We start from the raw sequence: 17,347 nt of genomic DNA, 5'->3' as shown, positions 1-17,347 counted from the left end.
GAGCACGGAGAACTACCCGTCTACGGGGCGCGGGTCACCATCACCCCGACGGCGAAACCACCCTATGCCGCGGCGGGTGGACGGCAACGCTGTGAGGCACGCCGCTGGTTCCCCGCTTCGGTGCCAGCGCGGCACACTGAACGGGTCGACAAGGAGGGAGCACCGCATGGACGACGAGCCCCTTGAGGAATGGGCAGCACACCGCGAGCAGCGCCGCCCCCTTACCGGTGAGCGGCGCGTCACCCCGCTTGGCGACCAGACACGGGGTGCCCATATCGACCCGGACACCCCGCGCGCTATCCAGGAGTGGGATGGGCACCAGTGGATCCCGGCAGGAATTGCCAAGGATCTGACGGCCGCCGCCCGAGAGACCGGTGAGGACGCGGCGGCTCGGGCCAGGGACCTCTCCCGTCGTCAGCAAGCTCCCGCCAGCGCCTGAACCCTGGCGGCCAACAGAAGAGTTCCGTCGCCCCGGCACCACCTGAGCCGAGCTCCCCTGCGCACCCGAGACCTCCCCGGCTCGGAGGCGCGCTCCTGTATGCCCAGGCGGTGGTGACGAGGGCGACGTGGTGGTGCCATCTACGCCCAGATGCGGCCCTCGAGTGGTCGAGTCCGCAGACCGTGCTTGAGCTCGTACGCCGGGCCTAATAGCACGAATCCGGCCGCCACCTACACCAAGGCCGCCCACCCCGCACTGCTGCGGGTGAAAGAGTCCCTGACGACCTACGACCTGCACACCCGGGACGAGGAGCCGCGTCGGCCGCAGCGCTCGCCACCCGGGTACAGAACGCGTGGCAGGCAGGGCACGGATTCGGCGACCACCGCAGCCGCATCGCCAACGTGCTGCCCTCCCTGCTCGCCGACCTCCAGAACGCGGCCCGCACCCACGAGGGTGCCGACCGGCGCGGGTCCCAGGTGCTGCTCGCGCAGGGCTACCACCTGGCCCAGCTCTACCTGAGCTTCCAGCCCGCGCCCGAGCTGGTGATGCTCACCGGCGACCGGTCCATGACGATGGCTCAGGACGTAGACAGCCCGCGCGCCGTGGCCGCATCTGCGTGGTACCTCAACCACGTCTTCCGCGACGCCGGAGAGCGGCACGAGGCACGCGTCGACCTGGCGATGAAGTCGATGCGGCTGCACGACCCGGAACGTGGTCCGGAGGACATCGCGCTCGGTGGACTGCTGCACCTGGCCGCCGCCCTGTCGTTCGCGAAGGTGGGCCAGAAGGGCAACGCCGAACGCCCCTGGGACCGCGCCGACGCCGCCGCCAAGCGGCTCGGCGACGGGTACGTGCACCCCTGGCTGATGTTCGGCCGGGGCATGGTCGAGGCGTACGCGATCACGATGAACAACGATCTCGTGCGGTCCGGCGCGGCGGTCGACGCGGCCAAGGACATCGACCTCGGCACCATTCAGAGCGCCACGCGCCGCAGCTTTCACATCATCGAGACGGCCCGCGCGTACAGCATGGAGGGTGAGAACGTGGCCGTCGTGCATCTGCTGAAGAAGGCCTACGAGGCGAGCCCCGAGACCGCCGCCTTCAACCTCTTCGCCCGAGGCGCGGCCGCCGAGCTGGCGGAGAACGGCAGCGCCATCATCCGTGACGACGCACGTGGACTCGCGCGTCAACTCGGCGTGGCCGCCTAGGGGTACAACTTGTACCTCTCCACGAGGGGGTAGCGACTGTACCTGTCGCTACCCCCTCCGGCTTCTACGGTCATCTCGACCATCCGCTACCCGAGGTTCGGCGAGGTCCGACATGACCACCACACCTCTCGGGTCGGGACGCCCCGGCTACAGCGAGACGATGACGCGCAGCCCCGAGACGGCGGCGCAGGCACGGCGCTTAACCCGTATCGCCCTCTGCGCCTGGGACATGGAGGAGGCGGGGGAGGACGCGGCACTGCTGGTGTCGGAGCTGTTCGTAAGACCAACGCCGTCCGACACGCCCGCGGTGACCGCGTCCGCTCATCATTGAACGGCCCGACGACGGCCCTGTCTACGTAGCCGTGATCGACCGTGCGCCGACCCAGCTCCCCCGGATGCGCGCGGCGGGACCTGACGACACCGGCGGCCGGGGGCTGGCACTGCTCGACGAGTTGGCCGACCGGTGGGGCTGCGACCTGATGGGCTCGCCAATCCGCCCGTGGGGCAAGCGCGTCTGGACAGAGATGAAGGTGACTCGATGAGCGAGACGAGGAGGCCGTCGCCGTCAGTGGGCGACGAGGTGGTGGAGGGCAGGACCCGTTCCATCGTGACGGACATTCGCGGCGGAGTGGTCTGGCTCCGGTCCCGGACCGGCGGCGGAGCGTACGGAGATCTGTGATCGTCTGCCACCCCCGCGGGCCATAGCCCGCACTCAAACCCCGCTGCCTGCGCCACCCCCGTCGCGGGCAGCGGGCCCAAAAGACGGTGCCCCGGAAACCCACCCGTAAGGGTTCCGTGGCACCGCCGCACGTTCCAGATTCGTAGATTGCCCCGCCCTCCCCGGCCGCACTCGTGCGACGTCCCGGACCACCCGCCGGGCCCCAGGGCGCCGATCCCTTTTCCTCCCTCCCCGCCAAGACCTTCCCCCAGGCCGGGGGGCGGAGTGTCAAGGCGGACGTACGACCTTGACGCGGAGGAGTCCGGCCGGACACTGGAACGGCCGGTGGAGGATGTGTGCGCAACGCGATGGGCCCCGCGTAGCGAGGCCCATTCTCTGCGGCCTTCGTGGTCAGCCGGAGATGTCCTAGGCGGTCACCCTGGCAGCCTCTCCGGCACCTTCCTGTGCGGGCACCGAAGCCGCCGACGACGCGGTCGAGGAGTCGGTGGGTGTCGTCGCCGGGGCCGCCTTCTTCGCTCCGGCCCGCTTGCCCCGCGGTCGCCCCTTCGGGCGCTTCGCAGGTTCTTCGGCCCCCAGCTCCAGCAGCTCAGCCGCAGTCCAGCCGCCGCTCTCAGCCTGGCCGAAGGCCTTGCCGTATGGCTCATCGAGTTCGGCCAGCTTCCGCTGGAGTTCCTCGCGTTCGACCAGGACCTCAAGCAGAGGCTGGATCGCAGCCTCTCGGGTTGCCTGGATCTCCTTCATCCGCTGCATGATCTCGTGTGCACTCGCCATGCCGCGATCGTACTGGCACGATGCGAGAGACGGCTGTGCGGACCCGTAACCGCCGGCCACGACGGCTTTTGACGGTAGCAAGTTAGTGCTTTCTGGGCCCAGTAAGCCGATCACCGGCCGTCCCCTCCAGTAGTGTTGGCGGCCGGTGATCACGGGTCCGATCACGGACCCGGCAACCCTCCGGGAGCGGGCGGTCGTGGCAGAGCAAGCAGCGGATGAGACACGTGCGCGTCCCGCTACGCGGCGGCGCGAGCGCGAGGCCGGCGGCGCTCGCGAGACACGCATCAAGGTCTCGTACAACGACGACGAGCACGCGATCGTGAAGGCGGCCGCCGAGCGCGATCGTCAAGCGACAGCGTCCTGGATCGGACGCGTCTCCCTGGACGTCGCAGAGGAGATCGTCGTCCCGACGCCCGTCAACGCCAAGGCCGTCGTCGCAGAACTGATCGAGGCTCGCAAGCAGCTCAAGAGAGTCGCAGTGAACTACAACCAGATCGCCAAGGCCCTGAAATCGGACGGCGAGGTGGACGACCCCCAGATGGCCGCCGTGCACCGGGCGCTGGTGACCGCCATCCGGCGCTTGGACGAGGCCACGCTCCAGCTGATGCGCGAGAGGAAAGAACGAGGGTGATTCCGTCGAAGCTGGACGAGGGAAACGACACCTATGGACTGCTGGCCTACCTGTACGGTCCCGGCCGCCGGGACGAGCACACGAACCCGCACATGGTTGCCGCGTGGGACCCGTACGTCGACGATCCAGCACGTTCGCCCGACATGTCGATCTCGGATCTCGCTCTGCTCCTGTACGCGCCCGTGTTCGCGATGCGAGGGAAGAAGCCGAATCTGCACGTCTACCACGTGGCGGTCCGCAACGCCGAGGAAGATCGGATCCTCAGCGACGAGGAGTGGGCCGAGGTCGCGCGCGAGATGGTGCACGCCTCCGGGATCGCTGAGCATGGCGACGATGAGGGATGCCGGTGGGTGGCTGTACGGCACGCCGACGACCACATCCACCTCGTGGCGACGAAGGCCCGCGAGGACGGACGGCAGCCGAACCTGCGCGGCGACATCCTCAAGATGCAAGCCGCCGCCCGGGTCTTCGAGGAGCAGCTCGGACTGCGCCGTCTGAAGAACGGGGACAAGACCGCGTCCCGCTGGAGGAAGTCCGGCGAGCTGGAGAAGGCTGAGCGCCGTGGCCTGAGTGAGGCACCACGGGTGACCCTCCAGCGGACGGTGCGCGAGGCAGCGGCCGCGGCGACGAGCGACGCTGACTTCTTCGCACGGCTCGCCGCCTCGGGGGTGCGGGTGAAGCAGCGCATTGCACCGGACGGGAACCTCACCGGCTACTCGGTGGCGATGCCGGGCGACCGGACCCCGGAGCAGAGTCCCATCTGGTTTTCCGGAGCTCGGCTCGCGCCGGACCTGTCCCTGCCTCGGGTACGCGAGAGATGGAGCACGCCCGTCCCGGCGCCGCGCTCTGCGCCGACGGAGATGTGGCGGACCGCCGAGGACAAGGTTCGTCAGGCCGCCGGGCAACTCGGGGCCGACGGGCTGCACCAGGGCGCGGGGGAAGTGGCCGCCCTCGGAGACCTGATCGTCATCGCTGCCATCGTCTCCCCCCGCCTGGTGCGCGATCAGATCAGACAGGCCTCCGCCGAGTTCGAGAGGGCATCACGAGCTCCCGGTTGCCGTGCTTTGGAAAGCCAGGCGCGGAGGCTGTACCGCGAGTCGAGCCAGTTGCTGTCGCACTCGGCAGCCGCCGTCGGCCGCAGCAGCACGACCGCGACATTGGGCTTTCTGCTCGCTCTGGTGCAGGCCGTTGAGGCGTCCCGCCGATGGCACGATGCGCAAGAGCACCGGGCGCAGGCGGAGGCGGCCGGGCGAGCCGGTCGGCTGTTGCGGGAGGCGGTTGAGGTCACCGTCGGCGCGAACGCGGCGCGTGACTACCGTCCGCGGTCCAGGCGGCCGCTCGCGCGTCCTGCTGCCGGGCAGCGGAGGGCGGCCGTGGCGGGGGAGCACCCGATGGCGGGCGGGGTGCAGGAGGCTCTTGCTGAGCACGCCCGTGTCGTGTTGGCGGATCCGGCGTGGCCGGCGTTGAGGACGCGGCTGGTGGAGGTCGAGCGGTCGGGCGACGATCCTGCCGATGTGCTGGCAACGGTTGCGAGTCGACGGAAATTGTCCTCAGCGGAGTCCATCGCAGAAGTGCTTGTATGGCGGCTGGACGGATGGGCCAAGCAGCGTAGCAAGCCTGCGGACGCGGCCAGCACGAGCGCGTCGTTGAGTGTCGGGGGTAGCGCGGGGAGAAGCGCCGCACTCGGTGGTAAGGCTGCGGCGCCCGCGTCGCGGCGACGGCCGCCCGGCGACGAGCAGCACGAGGGCCCGGGGCGGGCCCGGTGATGAGGGGAGACGGAGCAGATGACGACACCCGATTTGGGCGATCCGTTCGCCGAGGCCGCCGGAGAGGCGGTGCAGACGGCCGTCTTGTCGGTGCGGCTGGTCATGGCCATCGCCGATGCCGTCCGGCGGCACCAGCAGCGGCAGAAGAAGGGCGTGGAGGAGGAGCTGCCGCCCGCCGAGCAGGCGAAGGAGGCCGCGAAGGCAGAGCTGAAGGACCTGCTGCCGCCGGACATCTCCGTGGCCCTGATGGCCGGCGCGGACTGGCCGCAGATGGCGCAGCAGCTCATGGCGTTGAAGAAGGCTGGGGTGGACCTGGAGCAGCTGCTGCCCCGGGTCGGTGAGATCGCGGTGACGGTGGGGGACCAGGTGGCCGCGAACGAGGTTCGGGTGGAGAGGGAAGGGACGGGGGAGTGGGAGCGGATGCTCCGCGAGACTCTGCCCGCAGGCCCGGTCCGTGAGGCCATCCTGTCCTCGCCGACGTGGCCCGACATCGCGGCGACGATGGCGCGGCTGGACGAGCGAGGCGTCGATGTGCGGCAGATCCTTGCCTCCGCCCACGACGAAGGCCTCGGCGTCGATCAGGCCGTCGCGAAGGTCCTCGGGGCTGGGGAGGCGCCCACGACGAGCCAGGGCGCGATGCTCTCGTACGGTCCGCTGACACAGGGCCTCGATGTTCCGAGGGACTTTGCCCCGGACGACCGGCAGAGGGCGCTGCGGCAGCTGGCGATCGGACCGCAGGAGAATGAGCGGTTCGTGCGGATGGTGCGGGCCGCGATGCCGGGCCGGGAGCGCGAGGCCGACCTGATGGTCGCCACCAAGCAGTGGCCTTTGCTCGCTGCGAGGATGGCCAAGATGGAGCGGGATGGGCGGCCGGTTGCGGAGCATCTCGCCGGGCTGATGAAGGACGCTTCCTGGCAGCAGGGGACCGGCTCGCAGAGCGATCGGCTTGTCCAGGCGGCGCTCAGCGTCCTGACCCACCCGGCGGGTGAGGCTCCTTCCCTGATGCGGCCGACGGTCAGTGCGGCGGCCGCGCGCTCGCAGTCGTCGACTGTGGGCCCTACTAAGGCGCAGGCGGCCAAGGGCGCGGTGCTTGCCGAACCGGCGGTGGCCGCGCACCGCGTTGCTGGGCCCGCAGCAAATCAGGGCAAGACTCGGTAGCTCTGCCCGACGGTCGTGTGCCGCAGACCGTGCTGGACGGGTCTGCGGCGCACGCGTACTCTCGGGCTTCCGCGCCCCTCTCCGCTGGCTGCCATACTCGGCCCGGTCGTTCGCCGTTGAAGGGGGCAGTGCTGCGTGCCGGGAGGACCGTCCAGGGCATAGGCCTGGTCGGGGTGCTGATGGAAGCTGTGTGAAGCCGGGGCAGCTCAGGGGCGGGTGGCGCCGAGGTAGTCATTGCCCGGCATGGCGCTGGTGATGGGTTCGACGCGTACGTTCTTGCCGGTGCCCGGGGCGTGCAGGACGTTGCCGTTTCCGGCGTACAGGGCGACGTGGTAGATGCCGCTTTGGCCGCCGTGGGACCAGAACAGCAGGTCGCCCGGCTGGAGCTGGCTGCGGGAGATCGGACGGTTGCTGGTGGCGCCGTACTGGGCGGCGGCGACGCGGGGGAGCTGTGTGATGTCCCAGTAGGCGTACTGGACGAGGGAGGAGCAGTCGAAGCCGCTGGTGACGGAGGCGGAGCATTTGCCGCCCAGGTAGCCGTTGACGCCGTCGCAGAAGCCGGTCGACGGGCCGCCGGGGCCGCCGCCGCCCCAGGAGTAGGGGGTGCCGAGGCGGGTGGCGGCCTTGCGCAGGGCGTTCGCGCCGGCGCCGGATCCTGCGACCTGGAGCTGGCCGGGGCCCTGGAAGCGGTTCATGGTGGAGAGGATGATCTGCACGTAGTTGTAGGTCTCGCCGCGTGCGAAGGACTTCGGTGGCACGCCGCGGTAGCGCTCGACGGCGCCCCAGCCTGCGTTGTACCCGGCGAGGGCCAGGGCGCGTACGTCTCCCCCGTAGCCTGAGGTTTGGGCCTGCTGGAGCAGCGAGCACATCATGCGGCCCTGGGCCATGACGGCGTCGCCGATGTCCCAGGGGGAGCTGAGGCCGTTGCCGTCGGCGTCCCGCCTCCAGGTCGCCCAGGTGCCGGGCATGAACTGCGCGGGTCCCTGCGCGCCGGCCGGGCTGGTTGCCTTGCTCGGGCTGGTTGCGAACCGGGACTCCTGGTAGAGCTGGGCGGCCAGCAGCGCCGGGGCCATGGCAGGTTGTTTGCATTCGCCGTCGGCCTGGAGGATCCAGGCCCGGAACTCCGCGGGCACGCCCTGGAGGCCGTGGCCGCCGTCGGCTATCTCGGTGGCCTCGGCGTCGGCGTCGACGACGACGAGCGCCACCAGGCCGAGGACCATCACGACGGCGATGGCCACGAGTGCGATGGCAGCTCGAATGAGCACCTTCACGTAAGTCCCCCCCGGGTGATGGCCTTCTGCGTTGTCGATCGTGCGGCGGTTTTGTGCCGTACTGAATCACGAGATGCTAGGTGCTCGCGCCGACATTCCAGAGCGCGAGGGACGCCGCCCCGTGCTCAACCACCCATGCGGAAACCTGACTGGCGCCCGGGGAACTGTTCACCCGTCGCTGTCTTCCCGCTGCTGTCTTCTACACCCTGCCTGGTGGGAGGCTTGTGTGACGAAGGTGTGACGTGCGTCCGACCGAAGAATTGAATACCGGTCAGGTGGAATGTTTTCGCGTACCGGAATGCCCGATAGCGACCCTTTACGGTGCTCCTCGGATTCCTCCCTGCCCGGCCTGTGCCTGCGTGATGCGGTGCGGCGGGCCGTGCGGCCTGGTGAGCGCGGAAATTGCGGATCCGGATTGTCGGTTCAGCGCGCTAACCTCTCCCTCTCAACTGACTGAACCTTTAGTTGAATGTGGAAGTTAAGGGGGTGTGGTCGTGTTTACCCATGCGGTGACATCAGCCCCGGGGGGTGGCGCGACGCTGGGGCCGCGCTTCGTGCTGATCCCGGTTCACGGGTACGGCATTGCAGTGGGGACGGTTGCTCACATGCTGGACGCGGGCGCCGGCGGCTCGCTCGCCCGCGTCCTGGCCCCGGGCGAGCACATCCCCTACGGCTCCCAGCCGGTGCTGCTGGCGGAGACGACCGTGTACGGCGCGACGTGCGTGGAGGAGATGCTGCGCCGCTGGGGCCCGCTGCCGAAGCCCTGGCTGGTCCTCGTCGCCGACGCCCCGACCCGGCCGGTGGCCGACGCGCGCTACCTGGTGCGCGCCCTGGAGGGGCGTCTCGCGGGCGTCGCGAAGGTGCCGTACCTGCCGGTCCTGCGGGCCGTGAAGGGCCCCGACGAGGCCCTGCAGCACAAGGACGTCATGGCCGCGGCCGAGAAGCTGCGCCGCACGATGGAAGGGAACTGATCAATGGTCATGGACAAGGTCTACGCGCTGGCCGGCGGGTACCTGGCGGCTCCGGGGGACCCGGCCCCGAAGGACGGTGGCGGAGGTCTCATCCCGCCCGCGACGCCGACCAAGATCCCGGGCATGGACGGGCCGGTCGCGGAGATCTTCGGCTACGGCCTGTGGCTGCTGATCCTCGCCGGTGTGGGCGGCACCGCGTTCGGTGTCTACAAGCTCGCCGTGTCGGACAAGAGCCGCAACGGCGGGGGCAGCGAGCCGTTCAAGTGGATGGGCGGCGGCATCGCCGCGATCCTGCTGTCCGGGTCGCTGATCGCCATCCTCAACGGAATCGCGGGCTGATCAACATGGCACGCACCAGGGGATCGTGGAGCACCCCCAGCGTCTGGGTCGCGGGTGCTGCGGCCGCGGCCGTGGCGACGCTGACGGGCTACCTGATGTTCAGCGGCGACGACAGCGCTTCCAGCACCCCGGCCAAGGGCGGCACTGGCAGCAGCGTCTCCAGCCCTGCCGGGCCCCCGCCTTCCTACGCCGCCCCCAGCGACTGGACCGAGCCGGAGCGGTGGGCGGCGCTGCCGCGAGGGCAGCGCACCGACGCAGGCGGCAGCGAGGTCGGCTTCCCGCACACCGTGGAAGGCGCGGTGGCGATGCTGAAGGCCGCCAACACCACGGTGATCGAGGGCGACCGCTCCAACGTCGACGAGCAGCTGCGGATCTACCGCTCGTACGTAGGCAAGGTCGATCAGTCCGCCAGCAACGCCGAGCAGATCGAACGGAACGCCGAGAAGACGGACAGGACGCTGCGGAAGAAGGCGGGCGTGCTGCCGGGCGAGCCGCTGCCGTCCGGCGCATACGTGCGCAGTTACGTGATCGGCTACAAGATCATCAAAGCCTCACCCGACGAGGTCAGTGTGTGGGTGCTGGCCCGCGTCACCCAAAAGAACGGCGAGTTGCTCAGCGAGTCGAGTTCCTTCACCCGCACGCTGGCCGGTGCGCAGTGGCAGGACGGCGACTGGAAGATGACCGGCGCCGCGATCCGCAACGCTCGCCAGGCGACGCAGGGCAAGGCCAAGCCGGAGATGGCCGCACCTGGCGACGCAGCCTTCAACGACGCCGCCTGGACGGCCATCCGGGAGGCATCGTGAGACATCGGCTGGCAGCCCTGCTGTTCGCCATGGTCGCGGCGCTCGGGCTGACTGTCGTGGCGCCGCAGCCCGCGGCCGCCGCCGACGGGCCGATAGCCGACGGCCTTCAGGTGGTGTGCCACGTCGCCGGCGGTCCGGTCGGTCAGGTCATCGACGGTCTCAGCGGCTTCTTCGACGACGGTGGCCAGAGCCTCTGCGACAAGGTCGGCGACAAGGGCGCGGAAGCCGTCAGCGAGGCGTGGAAGGGGGTGTGGGACAGCGTCCTGGGCGACGTCATCGAGGCCGGAATGGACGTGGTGAAGTGGGTCATCGAGAAGGTCCTGACCGTCGCGCTTGCAGGCCCGTCGGTTGACCTGTCGGCCACCGGCCTGTTCGGGAAGAACGCCACCCTGGCGGGCATGCTGATGTGGCTTGGGCTGGTCATCGCCGCGTTCGGGGTGATGTGGCAGCTGGCGAAAATGGCGATCACCGGCCAGGCCAAGCACGCCGGCCGGGCGGCACTTGGCTGGGTGGAGAACCTCATCCTGTCTGCCGTCGGCGTGGCGCTGTTCGCGCTGCTGCTGGCCGCCGGAGACACCCTCACCACCGGTCTGGTCGAAGCGACGTTCCAGAACGACGACACCGCCGTCGACAGGGTCGTCGGGGTGATGATGCCCGCAGCGATCTCCAACCCGGTCATGGTGGCGGGTGTCGTCGTGGCGCTGCTGCTGGTCGGGTTCATCCAGCTGGTCATGGTCTTCCTTCGGCAGAGCGCCATCCCGATCATCTGCCTGCTGCTGCCGGTGGCCGGCGGCGGGCGCACGGGCGGGGACGTCACCCGCCAGTGGGCGCCCAAGCTGATCACGGCCGGGCTGGTGATCGTGGCGTACAAGCCGATCCTCGCGATCATCATCTGCACAGGCTTCAGCGAGTTCGGCAAGGCCCAGACGCTGGCCGAGTGGCTGCGCGGCCTGGCCACCTTGGTCCTCGGCATCCTCGCGCCCGGCCCCCTGACCAAGATTTTCGCGCCGTTCGGCGCGGCCGCGGGGAGCGCTCTGGCCTCCGGCGGCATGGGCAGCGCGCTGTCCGCGGCCGCCTCCTACCTCGGCGCGAAGAAGGCGAAGGGCGACGGCGGCGAGGGCGCACCGCCGACCAGTGCGGTCAGCCACGCCCAGTACGTCGCGCAGACGATGAGCCAGAACCCCCCGCCCGACGACCCGCCTCCGTCCGGGGGCGGAGGGTTGCCGCAGGGCCAGGACGCATCGGCTCACGCGGGCCGCACCAGCGCCGGGGTACCGGGGCAGCGGACCGGCCAGAGCGCCGAGGGCGGTGGCGAAGGCGGGGAGGGCACGGCCGATACGGCCGGGACCGCGACGACGTCCGGCGGGGAAGGCACGGCCGGGACGCCGAAGGCCCCGTCGTCGGGAACCGCGACGACTTCCGGGACGGCGACCACTGCGGTGGGCGGCGCCATCGTCGTGCTCGACGGGGTCAACGACGTGGTGCAGGGCGCGAGCGGGCAGATGGGGAAGGAGGGGATCGAGCAGTGAGTACGCACGAGGTGCCCAGGACCTTGATGGTGGACGGGTTCCGGGTCCGGAAGTCCTTCGGGTTCGGTGGTCTGTCCAAGGGCTCGACGATCATCGCGGCCGTGGTGCTGACGGCCGACGGGCTGATCGCTACGCACGCGCCGGCGACGCTGCTGGTCTCCCTGCCGGTGACCGGCGCGGTGGTGGTCCTGGCCGCCGCCCGGCGCCACGGGATGTCCGCGCTCGTCTACTACTGGGCCAAGCTCGCCTGGCGGCGGGCGGCCCGGGCCGAGGCGACGTCCTACCGGCGGCTGCTGCTGCCGCATCCTTACGCGCTGGACCTTCCGGGTGTGGGCGCTTCCTCCACCCTGATCCGGGCGCACGACCCGACTACCGGCAAGCCGGTCGGTGTCGTGCAGGACCGGGCGACGGGGCGGATGACCATCACCACGCTGCTGGCCCCCGGCGGCAGCCTGATGGCCCCGACCGGCGCCGTGCAGAGCAGTCTGCGCACCTGGTCGTCCGTGCTGGATGCGATGAGCACGGATGAGCAGATCAAGGGCGCGTCGGTGACCATCCAGATCACCCCCGGCGCCGGGGAGGCCCTGGGCGATGACGTGAAAGCGCGTCAGGACCCCGCCGCGCCGCAGCTGGCGAAGAAGGTCCTCGGCGAGCTGGTGCGCACCACGCCGCACGCCACCGCCAGCGTCGCGCCGTGGATGTCGGTCACGGTCGACCCCAGCGCGTCGGCGACCCCGGCGACCGACCTGGCCGAGCAGGTCGCCGAGGCGCTGAAGGTGGCCGACTCGGTCGACCTGTCGGGCACCGGCACCGACATCGAGCGGCGCGCCACCGACATCGACCTGCGCCGCCTGGTGCGGTCCGCCTACGACCCGGACGTCTTCAACGCCCGCGACCGTGAGTTCGAGGAGCTGTCGTGGGCGGAGTGCGGGCCGCAGGCCGCCGATGACGGGTGGGAGGAGTACGCGCACGACGGCGGTATCTCCGTCTCCTACGTCCTGCGGGAGATGCCGCGGCGCCCGATCGCCTACAGCGTGCTGCTGCCGCTGCTGGCGCCGGGCCGCTTCCAGCGGCGTATCACCCTGGCCTACCGGGTGCTCGATCCCATCGAGGGCGAGGCGGTGCTGGAGCGGGAGATCAGCCACGCCCACCACACGGCCCGCGCGACCGCCGAGGTCAAGGGGCGTGCGAAGTGGACGCAGAAGGCCGACGTGCAGCGGGCGGAGCAGGCCGCGGCCCAGATGGCCGGCGGCTCGCAAGTCGTCGACTGGACGCTCATGGTGACCGTGACAGCCCGCCGCACCGCTGACCTGCCCGCCGCCCGCCAGGAGCTGGAGCGTGCGGTGAAGGCCACGCGCGGTATCCGCATGCGCCCGGCGTACGGGGCGCAGGCTGCGGTGTTCGCGAGCGGGCTGCCGCTGGGCTACAGCCCCCTGGTGAAGGACTGACGAGGTATGGCACGTAAGGCCAAGGCGCCGGAGGTCACCACGCCCCGGCGCGTGATCCGGGCGGTCGAGCAGGCCCCCACCCGCGAGGAGCGCCGCGCGCAGAAGAAGCTGCGCTCCCGCTTCGCCCCGCGCCTTGGGTGGGGCGGCCGCTTCGGCGGCCGCGCCCCGGTGGAGGACTCCGGCACCGTCTACACCGGCCCCACCTCCCAGGCCGGCGGCATCTACCCCTTCCTGCTCGGCTCCGGGCTGCCGCCGCGCGGTGTGCCGGTCGGCCGGGATGTGCTGACCGGCGAGCTGGTGTGCATAGACCCCTCCGGCTGGACCGGCAAGCTGACCACCAACCCTGGTGTGTGGGTGATGTCGCAGCCCGGCGCGGGCAAGAGCGCGCTGGTCAAACGGGTGTGCCTGGTGTACTGCGCCTACGGGCACATGTGCGTGGTGCCGGGAGATGTCAAGGGCGAGTACAGCGAGCTGATCAGCGAGCTGGGCGGCGCCGTGGTCCGCATCGGCGATGGCGTCGGCCGCATCAACCCGCTGGATTCCGGGCCGCTGAAGGGCCGGGTGAAGACGCTGCCCGCCGACCGCCGCGACGCGCTGCTCGACGTCCTCAACGGCCGGCGCTTGGAGACGCTGGTGGCGCTGCTGTCCACCAAGCACGGTCTGGGCCGCACCCCGGACGAGATCGAGCGCAGCGCGCTGAACACCGCCGTCCTGCTCGCCTCCGCCGCCCAGGACGCCGGCAGCGACCCCGTCATCAGCGATGTCGTCGACGTCCTGCGCGCCGCGCCGCAAGACCTGCGGGTCAAGCTTGCCGCCGAGGGAGCCCGCTACCAGGACCTGACCCGGTCGGTCATCGCCGGACTCGACAACCTGATGAGCGGCCCCCTCAAGGGCCTGTTCGACGGGCCCACCACCACGCCGCTGGACATCCACGCGCCCGCCGTCTCGGTGGACATCTCCGCCCTGCGCGCCCGCGGCAACGACGTCGTCAGTGCGGGGATGATCGCGACCTGGGCCTACACCTACAGCTCCATCGACTCCGCCCGCAGCATCGGGCTGATGGACCGCAAGCTGGTGCTGCCCATGGACGAGATGTGGCGGGCCCTGCGCTCCGGGCCGGGTCTGGTCGACGCCATGGACGCGATCTCCCGCCTGAACCGCACCACCGACGACGTCACGATCTACGTCACCCACAGCCTCCTGGACGTGGAGGCCCTGCCCACCGAGACGGACCGGGCCAAGGCCCGCGGCCTGATGGACCGCTGCGACACCTGGGTGCTGGGCGCCAGCACCGAGGAGGAACTCGGGCGGGTGACCGGCAAGCGGATGCTGACCGAGCAGGAGGTCATGATGGTCAGCTCCTGGGCGTCGGCGACGTCCACCGGACTCGACATCGCCCCCAGCTATGACGGCGGCGCCCCGGTGGAGGAGGAGTCCGTGCGCCACCCCGGCCGCGGCAAGTACCTGATCAAGATCGGCACCCGGCCGGGCATCGCGGCCGCGCTTGAACTCACCCCCACCGAGCAGCGGCTGTACGCCACCGACCACAACCGGCGCCGGACCACCACGGGGAGGGCCGGCCGATGATGACGGACAACGACCGCGCCTGGGCCTTCGGCGGCATCGTGTTCGGCGGGGCGGTGACCCTGTCCGCGACCAGCTGGGCCGGGGCGGCCGCCGGGGCGCTGGTGACCGGCGAACAGGCGGCCCCGGCCTCCCCGCTGACCATCTACCGCATGGCCGGCGACTGGAACGCGGTCTGGGGCGCCTCCCCGACCGCCTCCGCCATCGGCGCCGCCCTGCTCGACGTCGCGGTCCTCGCCCTGGTCGTGTGGGGCCTGCGCGTGGCCTTCCGCTGGTTCCGTAACCCCTCCGACCTGGCCACCCTGCACCAGGTGCGCGAGCTGACCCCCAAGCCCGCCGCCCGTACCGCGACCCGGCTGCGCGTCTCCCTGAGGGACGCCGACCCCAGAAAGATCGAGGCCCGTGACCGGGGCGTCCTGCTCGGCGACCACCTGCCCTCGGGGGTGGAGCTGCGCGGCTCCGATGAGGACACCTACGTCGCCATCATGGCGCCGCGCGCCGGCAAGTCGACGTCCCTTGCCGTCCCCGTCGCCGAAGAAGCCCCGGCCAGCCTGCTGATGACGTCGAACAAGGCCGACGTCTACGCCGCGACCACCACCTCCCGCGCCCGTACCGGCCACACCTGGGTCCTGGACACGCAGGGCGTGGCCCAGGCCGAGCGGGAGATGTGGTGGGACATGATCGCCCAGGCCGAGACCCTGGAGGGCGCCGAACGGCTCGCCAGCCACTTCGTCACCCAGATCACCAGCGAGCAGGCCGACCCGTTCTGGTCCCAGGCCGCCGGTGACCTGCTCGTCGGCCTGTTCCGCGCGGCGTGGTGGGAGGGCGGCACCGTCCGCGACGTCATGAAGTGGCTCGCCGACCCCAAGGAGAAGGCGCCCCTACGGGTGCTCTACCAGCACGAGCCGGTGCTGGCCGAGCAAGTCGACTCCTCCGTCAACATCGCCGAAGAGACCCAGTCCGGGATCTTCCAGAACGCGCGCACCGCCATGTCCGCGCTGCGCGACGAGAAGACCCTCGCCTGGGTCACCCCGGACAAGCACCGGCCCCGCTTCGACCCCGAGCAGTTCGCCACCAGCCGCGACACCCTGTACCTGCTGAGCAAGAAGGGCGGCCCGATGTCCGCCGTCATCGCCGCCTGCGCGGACGCGGTGTTCACCGCCGGCGCCGAAGCAGGCGAACGCCACGGCGGCCGCCTGCCCGAGCCGATGCGCGCGGTCCTCGACGAGGCCGCAAACATCTGCCGCATCTCCGACCTGCCCGACCTGTACTCCCACCTCGGCTCGCGCGGCATCACCCCCTTCGTCATCCTCCAGAGCTACCGCCAGGGCGTGAAAGCGTGGGGCGAGGTCGGCATGGACGCGATGTGGGGCGCCGCCACCAAGAAGCTCATCGGCGTCGGCCTGGACGACGCCAAGTTCGCCCAGGACGTCTCCACCCTCGTCGGCGCCCACCACGTCGGACGCGGCTCGTACTCCACGAGCAAGGAGGGCTACTCCCGCAGCGTCTCCGAGCAGCGCGAGCAGATCCTCGACCCCGCCGACATCCGCGCCATGAAGAAGGGCACCGCCCTGCTGATGTCCACCGGCATGCCTATCGCCCAGATCGGCCTGCGCCCCTGGTACGCGGAGAAGGCCATGGCCCACATCGGCCCGCAGATGGCCGCCGAGGAGAAGGCCATCACCAAGCGCGCCGTCGCGGCGTACGAGCAGAGGAAGGCCGCCCGCGATGCCCGATGACCCCGGTGTCCCCGACTTCGGGGTACCCGTCGGCCTGTTCCAGGACCTCGAAGACCTCAAGGCCCACGTCGCCGCCCTGACCGCCCAGGTCAAAGCCCTCACCGAACACCCCGGCAACGAGCAGGACGAGGCGTTCACCGACGACACCACACCCAGAGAGGACGACGCCGGCAACGAAGCCGGCGGGGACGAGCAGGAGTGGCAATTCCCGCCGTTCATCCTGCTCCTCGACCCACCCCAGTACAACGACGAACTGCGCGCCCTGATCGAGTGGGCCGAAGGCGTCCTCGTCCCCGGCTACCTCGGCGAACCGACCTCCGACAGCCGGTGGTGCCACCTGTGGTTCGAGCACCCCGTCGCCGTCGCCCGCCTCCACGCCCTATGGCTGGCCTGGCAGGAACTCACCGACCCCGCCACCTGCGGCTACACCGGCCCCTCCGTGTGGCACCGCGACCACCTCGACCCCTGCATGCGGGAACTTCGGCCCTCCAGCGGCCCGTTCGCCGGCTGCACCAAAGGCGAGCACCAGATCGGCCACCGCATGCCCGGCACCGTCCCCAGCGCGTGGCGCCAGGGCACATGAGGGTGGCGGGTCAGGAGCCGACGGGCCGCTCATCAGATCTACCGTGGATCACCCTGCTGTCAGGGCGGCCGCAGGTGCCGTCCCGCCCGGCGTGGACGGCCGGCCCTGATCCGCCCGGCGAGCGCGGCATCTGCCCTGTTCACGCGCGGGCGCGGGCCCGGCGGCCGACCCGCCACCTGCAGAAGCTGGAGCGGGCGGCCTCCAGCACGGCACACCACCGCTTCACGCCCCAGGCGCGGTGGTGGTCCCCGATGAACTGGAAGCGGTTGGTCACCAGGTCATCTCCTGTGGGGACAACTTCGCCGCCTTGCGGAGAATGTCCCGCTCGGTGGGGAGCTTGTGGATCCATACCTTTCTTCGTGGGTTGATTCGGGTCACTCGTAAGACCGGGACACCCAGGGGAGCCGGGTGTGGCTGGCATGTGGGCG

At 70.7% G+C, this 17,347-nt stretch carries 17 protein-coding genes; 14 read left to right on the top strand and 3 right to left on the bottom strand.

Annotated elements, in window-relative coordinates:
* The first annotated feature begins 166 nt into the window (after positions 1-166).
* The 3 genes from AC07DW_RS28950 to AC07DW_RS28940 all read left to right on the top strand — a co-directional run bounded on the left by AC07DW_RS28950 (position 167) and on the right by AC07DW_RS28940 (position 1,978).
* Positions 167-439: a DUF6087 family protein gene (locus AC07DW_RS28950; RefSeq protein ID WP_478860630.1), complete on the top strand. Its 273-nt coding sequence runs from the start codon at positions 167-169 to the stop codon at positions 437-439.
* Between the two features lie 401 nt (positions 440-840).
* The gene (locus tag AC07DW_RS28945) at positions 841-1,647 is read left to right on the top strand and encodes a hypothetical protein (protein WP_478860629.1); all 807 of its coding nucleotides are present in this window, start codon (positions 841-843) and stop codon (positions 1,645-1,647) included.
* Between the two features lie 112 nt (positions 1,648-1,759).
* Positions 1,760-1,978: a hypothetical protein gene (locus AC07DW_RS28940; RefSeq protein ID WP_478860628.1), complete on the top strand. Its 219-nt coding sequence runs from the start codon at positions 1,760-1,762 to the stop codon at positions 1,976-1,978.
* Positions 1,979-2,731: 753 nt separating this feature from the next.
* Here the strand turns inward: AC07DW_RS28940 and AC07DW_RS28935 are convergent.
* Positions 2,732-3,097, bottom strand: a complete 366-nt coding sequence (locus AC07DW_RS28935) for a hypothetical protein (protein WP_478860627.1) — start codon at positions 3,095-3,097, stop codon at positions 2,732-2,734.
* Positions 3,098-3,293: 196 nt separating this feature from the next.
* Here AC07DW_RS28935 and AC07DW_RS28930 point away from each other — a divergent pair, with 196 nt between their 5' ends.
* Genes AC07DW_RS28930 through AC07DW_RS28920 form a run of 3 tightly spaced genes read left to right on the top strand, consistent with a single transcriptional unit; the run spans position 3,294 to position 6,652 of the window.
* Positions 3,294-3,728 (top strand): hypothetical protein, encoded by a 435-nt coding sequence (locus AC07DW_RS28930; protein ID WP_478860626.1) that lies wholly within the window; start codon positions 3,294-3,296, stop codon positions 3,726-3,728.
* Positions 3,725-5,494 carry a relaxase/mobilization nuclease domain-containing protein gene (locus AC07DW_RS28925; RefSeq protein ID WP_478860625.1) on the top strand — a complete coding sequence of 590 codons (1,770 nt, stop codon included), beginning with the start codon at positions 3,725-3,727 and terminating at the stop codon, positions 5,492-5,494. Before AC07DW_RS28930 ends, AC07DW_RS28925 begins: the two co-directional genes overlap by 4 nt.
* Positions 5,495-5,512: 18 nt before the next feature.
* Positions 5,513-6,652, top strand: coding sequence for a hypothetical protein (locus AC07DW_RS28920; protein ID WP_478860624.1), 1,140 nt, complete (start codon positions 5,513-5,515; stop codon positions 6,650-6,652).
* A gap of 206 nt (positions 6,653-6,858) precedes the next feature.
* On the opposite strand, the gene AC07DW_RS28915 is transcribed toward AC07DW_RS28920, so the two are convergent.
* Complete coding sequence (locus AC07DW_RS28915) at positions 6,859-7,890, bottom strand: C40 family peptidase (protein ID WP_478860623.1); 1,032 nt, start codon at positions 7,888-7,890, stop codon at positions 6,859-6,861.
* Positions 7,891-8,528: 638 nt separating this feature from the next.
* Between AC07DW_RS28915 and AC07DW_RS28910 the strand changes: the two genes are divergently transcribed.
* The 8 genes from AC07DW_RS28910 to AC07DW_RS28875 are packed head-to-tail and all read left to right on the top strand — an operon-like array spanning position 8,529 to position 16,919.
* Entirely contained in the window at positions 8,529-8,894 is a 366-nt protein-coding gene (locus AC07DW_RS28910) for a hypothetical protein (RefSeq protein ID WP_478860622.1), read from the top strand.
* Between the two features lie 3 nt (positions 8,895-8,897).
* Positions 8,898-9,233 carry a hypothetical protein gene (locus AC07DW_RS28905; RefSeq protein WP_344430756.1) on the top strand — a complete coding sequence of 112 codons (336 nt, stop codon included), beginning with the start codon at positions 8,898-8,900 and terminating at the stop codon, positions 9,231-9,233.
* A 5-nt stretch (positions 9,234-9,238) separates the two neighbouring features.
* The gene (locus AC07DW_RS28900) at positions 9,239-10,036 is read left to right on the top strand and encodes a DUF8175 domain-containg protein (RefSeq protein WP_478860621.1); all 798 of its coding nucleotides are present in this window, start codon (positions 9,239-9,241) and stop codon (positions 10,034-10,036) included.
* Positions 10,033-11,565 (top strand): hypothetical protein, encoded by a 1,533-nt coding sequence (locus AC07DW_RS28895; RefSeq protein ID WP_478860620.1) that lies wholly within the window; start codon positions 10,033-10,035, stop codon positions 11,563-11,565. The genes AC07DW_RS28900 and AC07DW_RS28895 overlap by 4 nt, the downstream gene beginning before the upstream one ends.
* On the top strand, positions 11,562-13,013 hold the full coding sequence (locus AC07DW_RS28890) for an SCO6880 family protein (protein ID WP_478860619.1): 1,452 nt from the start codon (positions 11,562-11,564) through the stop codon (positions 13,011-13,013). The genes AC07DW_RS28895 and AC07DW_RS28890 overlap by 4 nt, the downstream gene beginning before the upstream one ends.
* 6 nt (positions 13,014-13,019) lie before the next feature.
* Positions 13,020-14,600 (top strand): ATP-binding protein, encoded by a 1,581-nt coding sequence (locus AC07DW_RS28885; protein ID WP_478860618.1) that lies wholly within the window; start codon positions 13,020-13,022, stop codon positions 14,598-14,600.
* Positions 14,597-16,336, top strand: coding sequence for a type IV secretory system conjugative DNA transfer family protein (locus AC07DW_RS28880; RefSeq protein WP_478860617.1), 1,740 nt, complete (start codon positions 14,597-14,599; stop codon positions 16,334-16,336). The genes AC07DW_RS28885 and AC07DW_RS28880 overlap by 4 nt, the downstream gene beginning before the upstream one ends.
* Entirely contained in the window at positions 16,326-16,919 is a 594-nt protein-coding gene (locus AC07DW_RS28875) for a DUF4913 domain-containing protein (RefSeq protein ID WP_478860616.1), read from the top strand. The genes AC07DW_RS28880 and AC07DW_RS28875 overlap by 11 nt, the downstream gene beginning before the upstream one ends.
* 139 nt (positions 16,920-17,058) lie before the next feature.
* Here the strand turns inward: AC07DW_RS28875 and AC07DW_RS28870 are convergent, their stop codons facing one another.
* Complete coding sequence (locus tag AC07DW_RS28870; RefSeq protein WP_478860615.1) at positions 17,059-17,193, bottom strand: hypothetical protein; 135 nt, start codon at positions 17,191-17,193, stop codon at positions 17,059-17,061.
* Positions 17,194-17,347 lie beyond the last annotated feature (154 nt).

Source organism: Streptomyces sp. NPDC045701 (genome assembly GCF_056432045.1).
The sequence above is the reverse complement of the archived record's forward strand: the minus strand, read 5'-3'. Positions and strand labels throughout refer to the sequence as shown.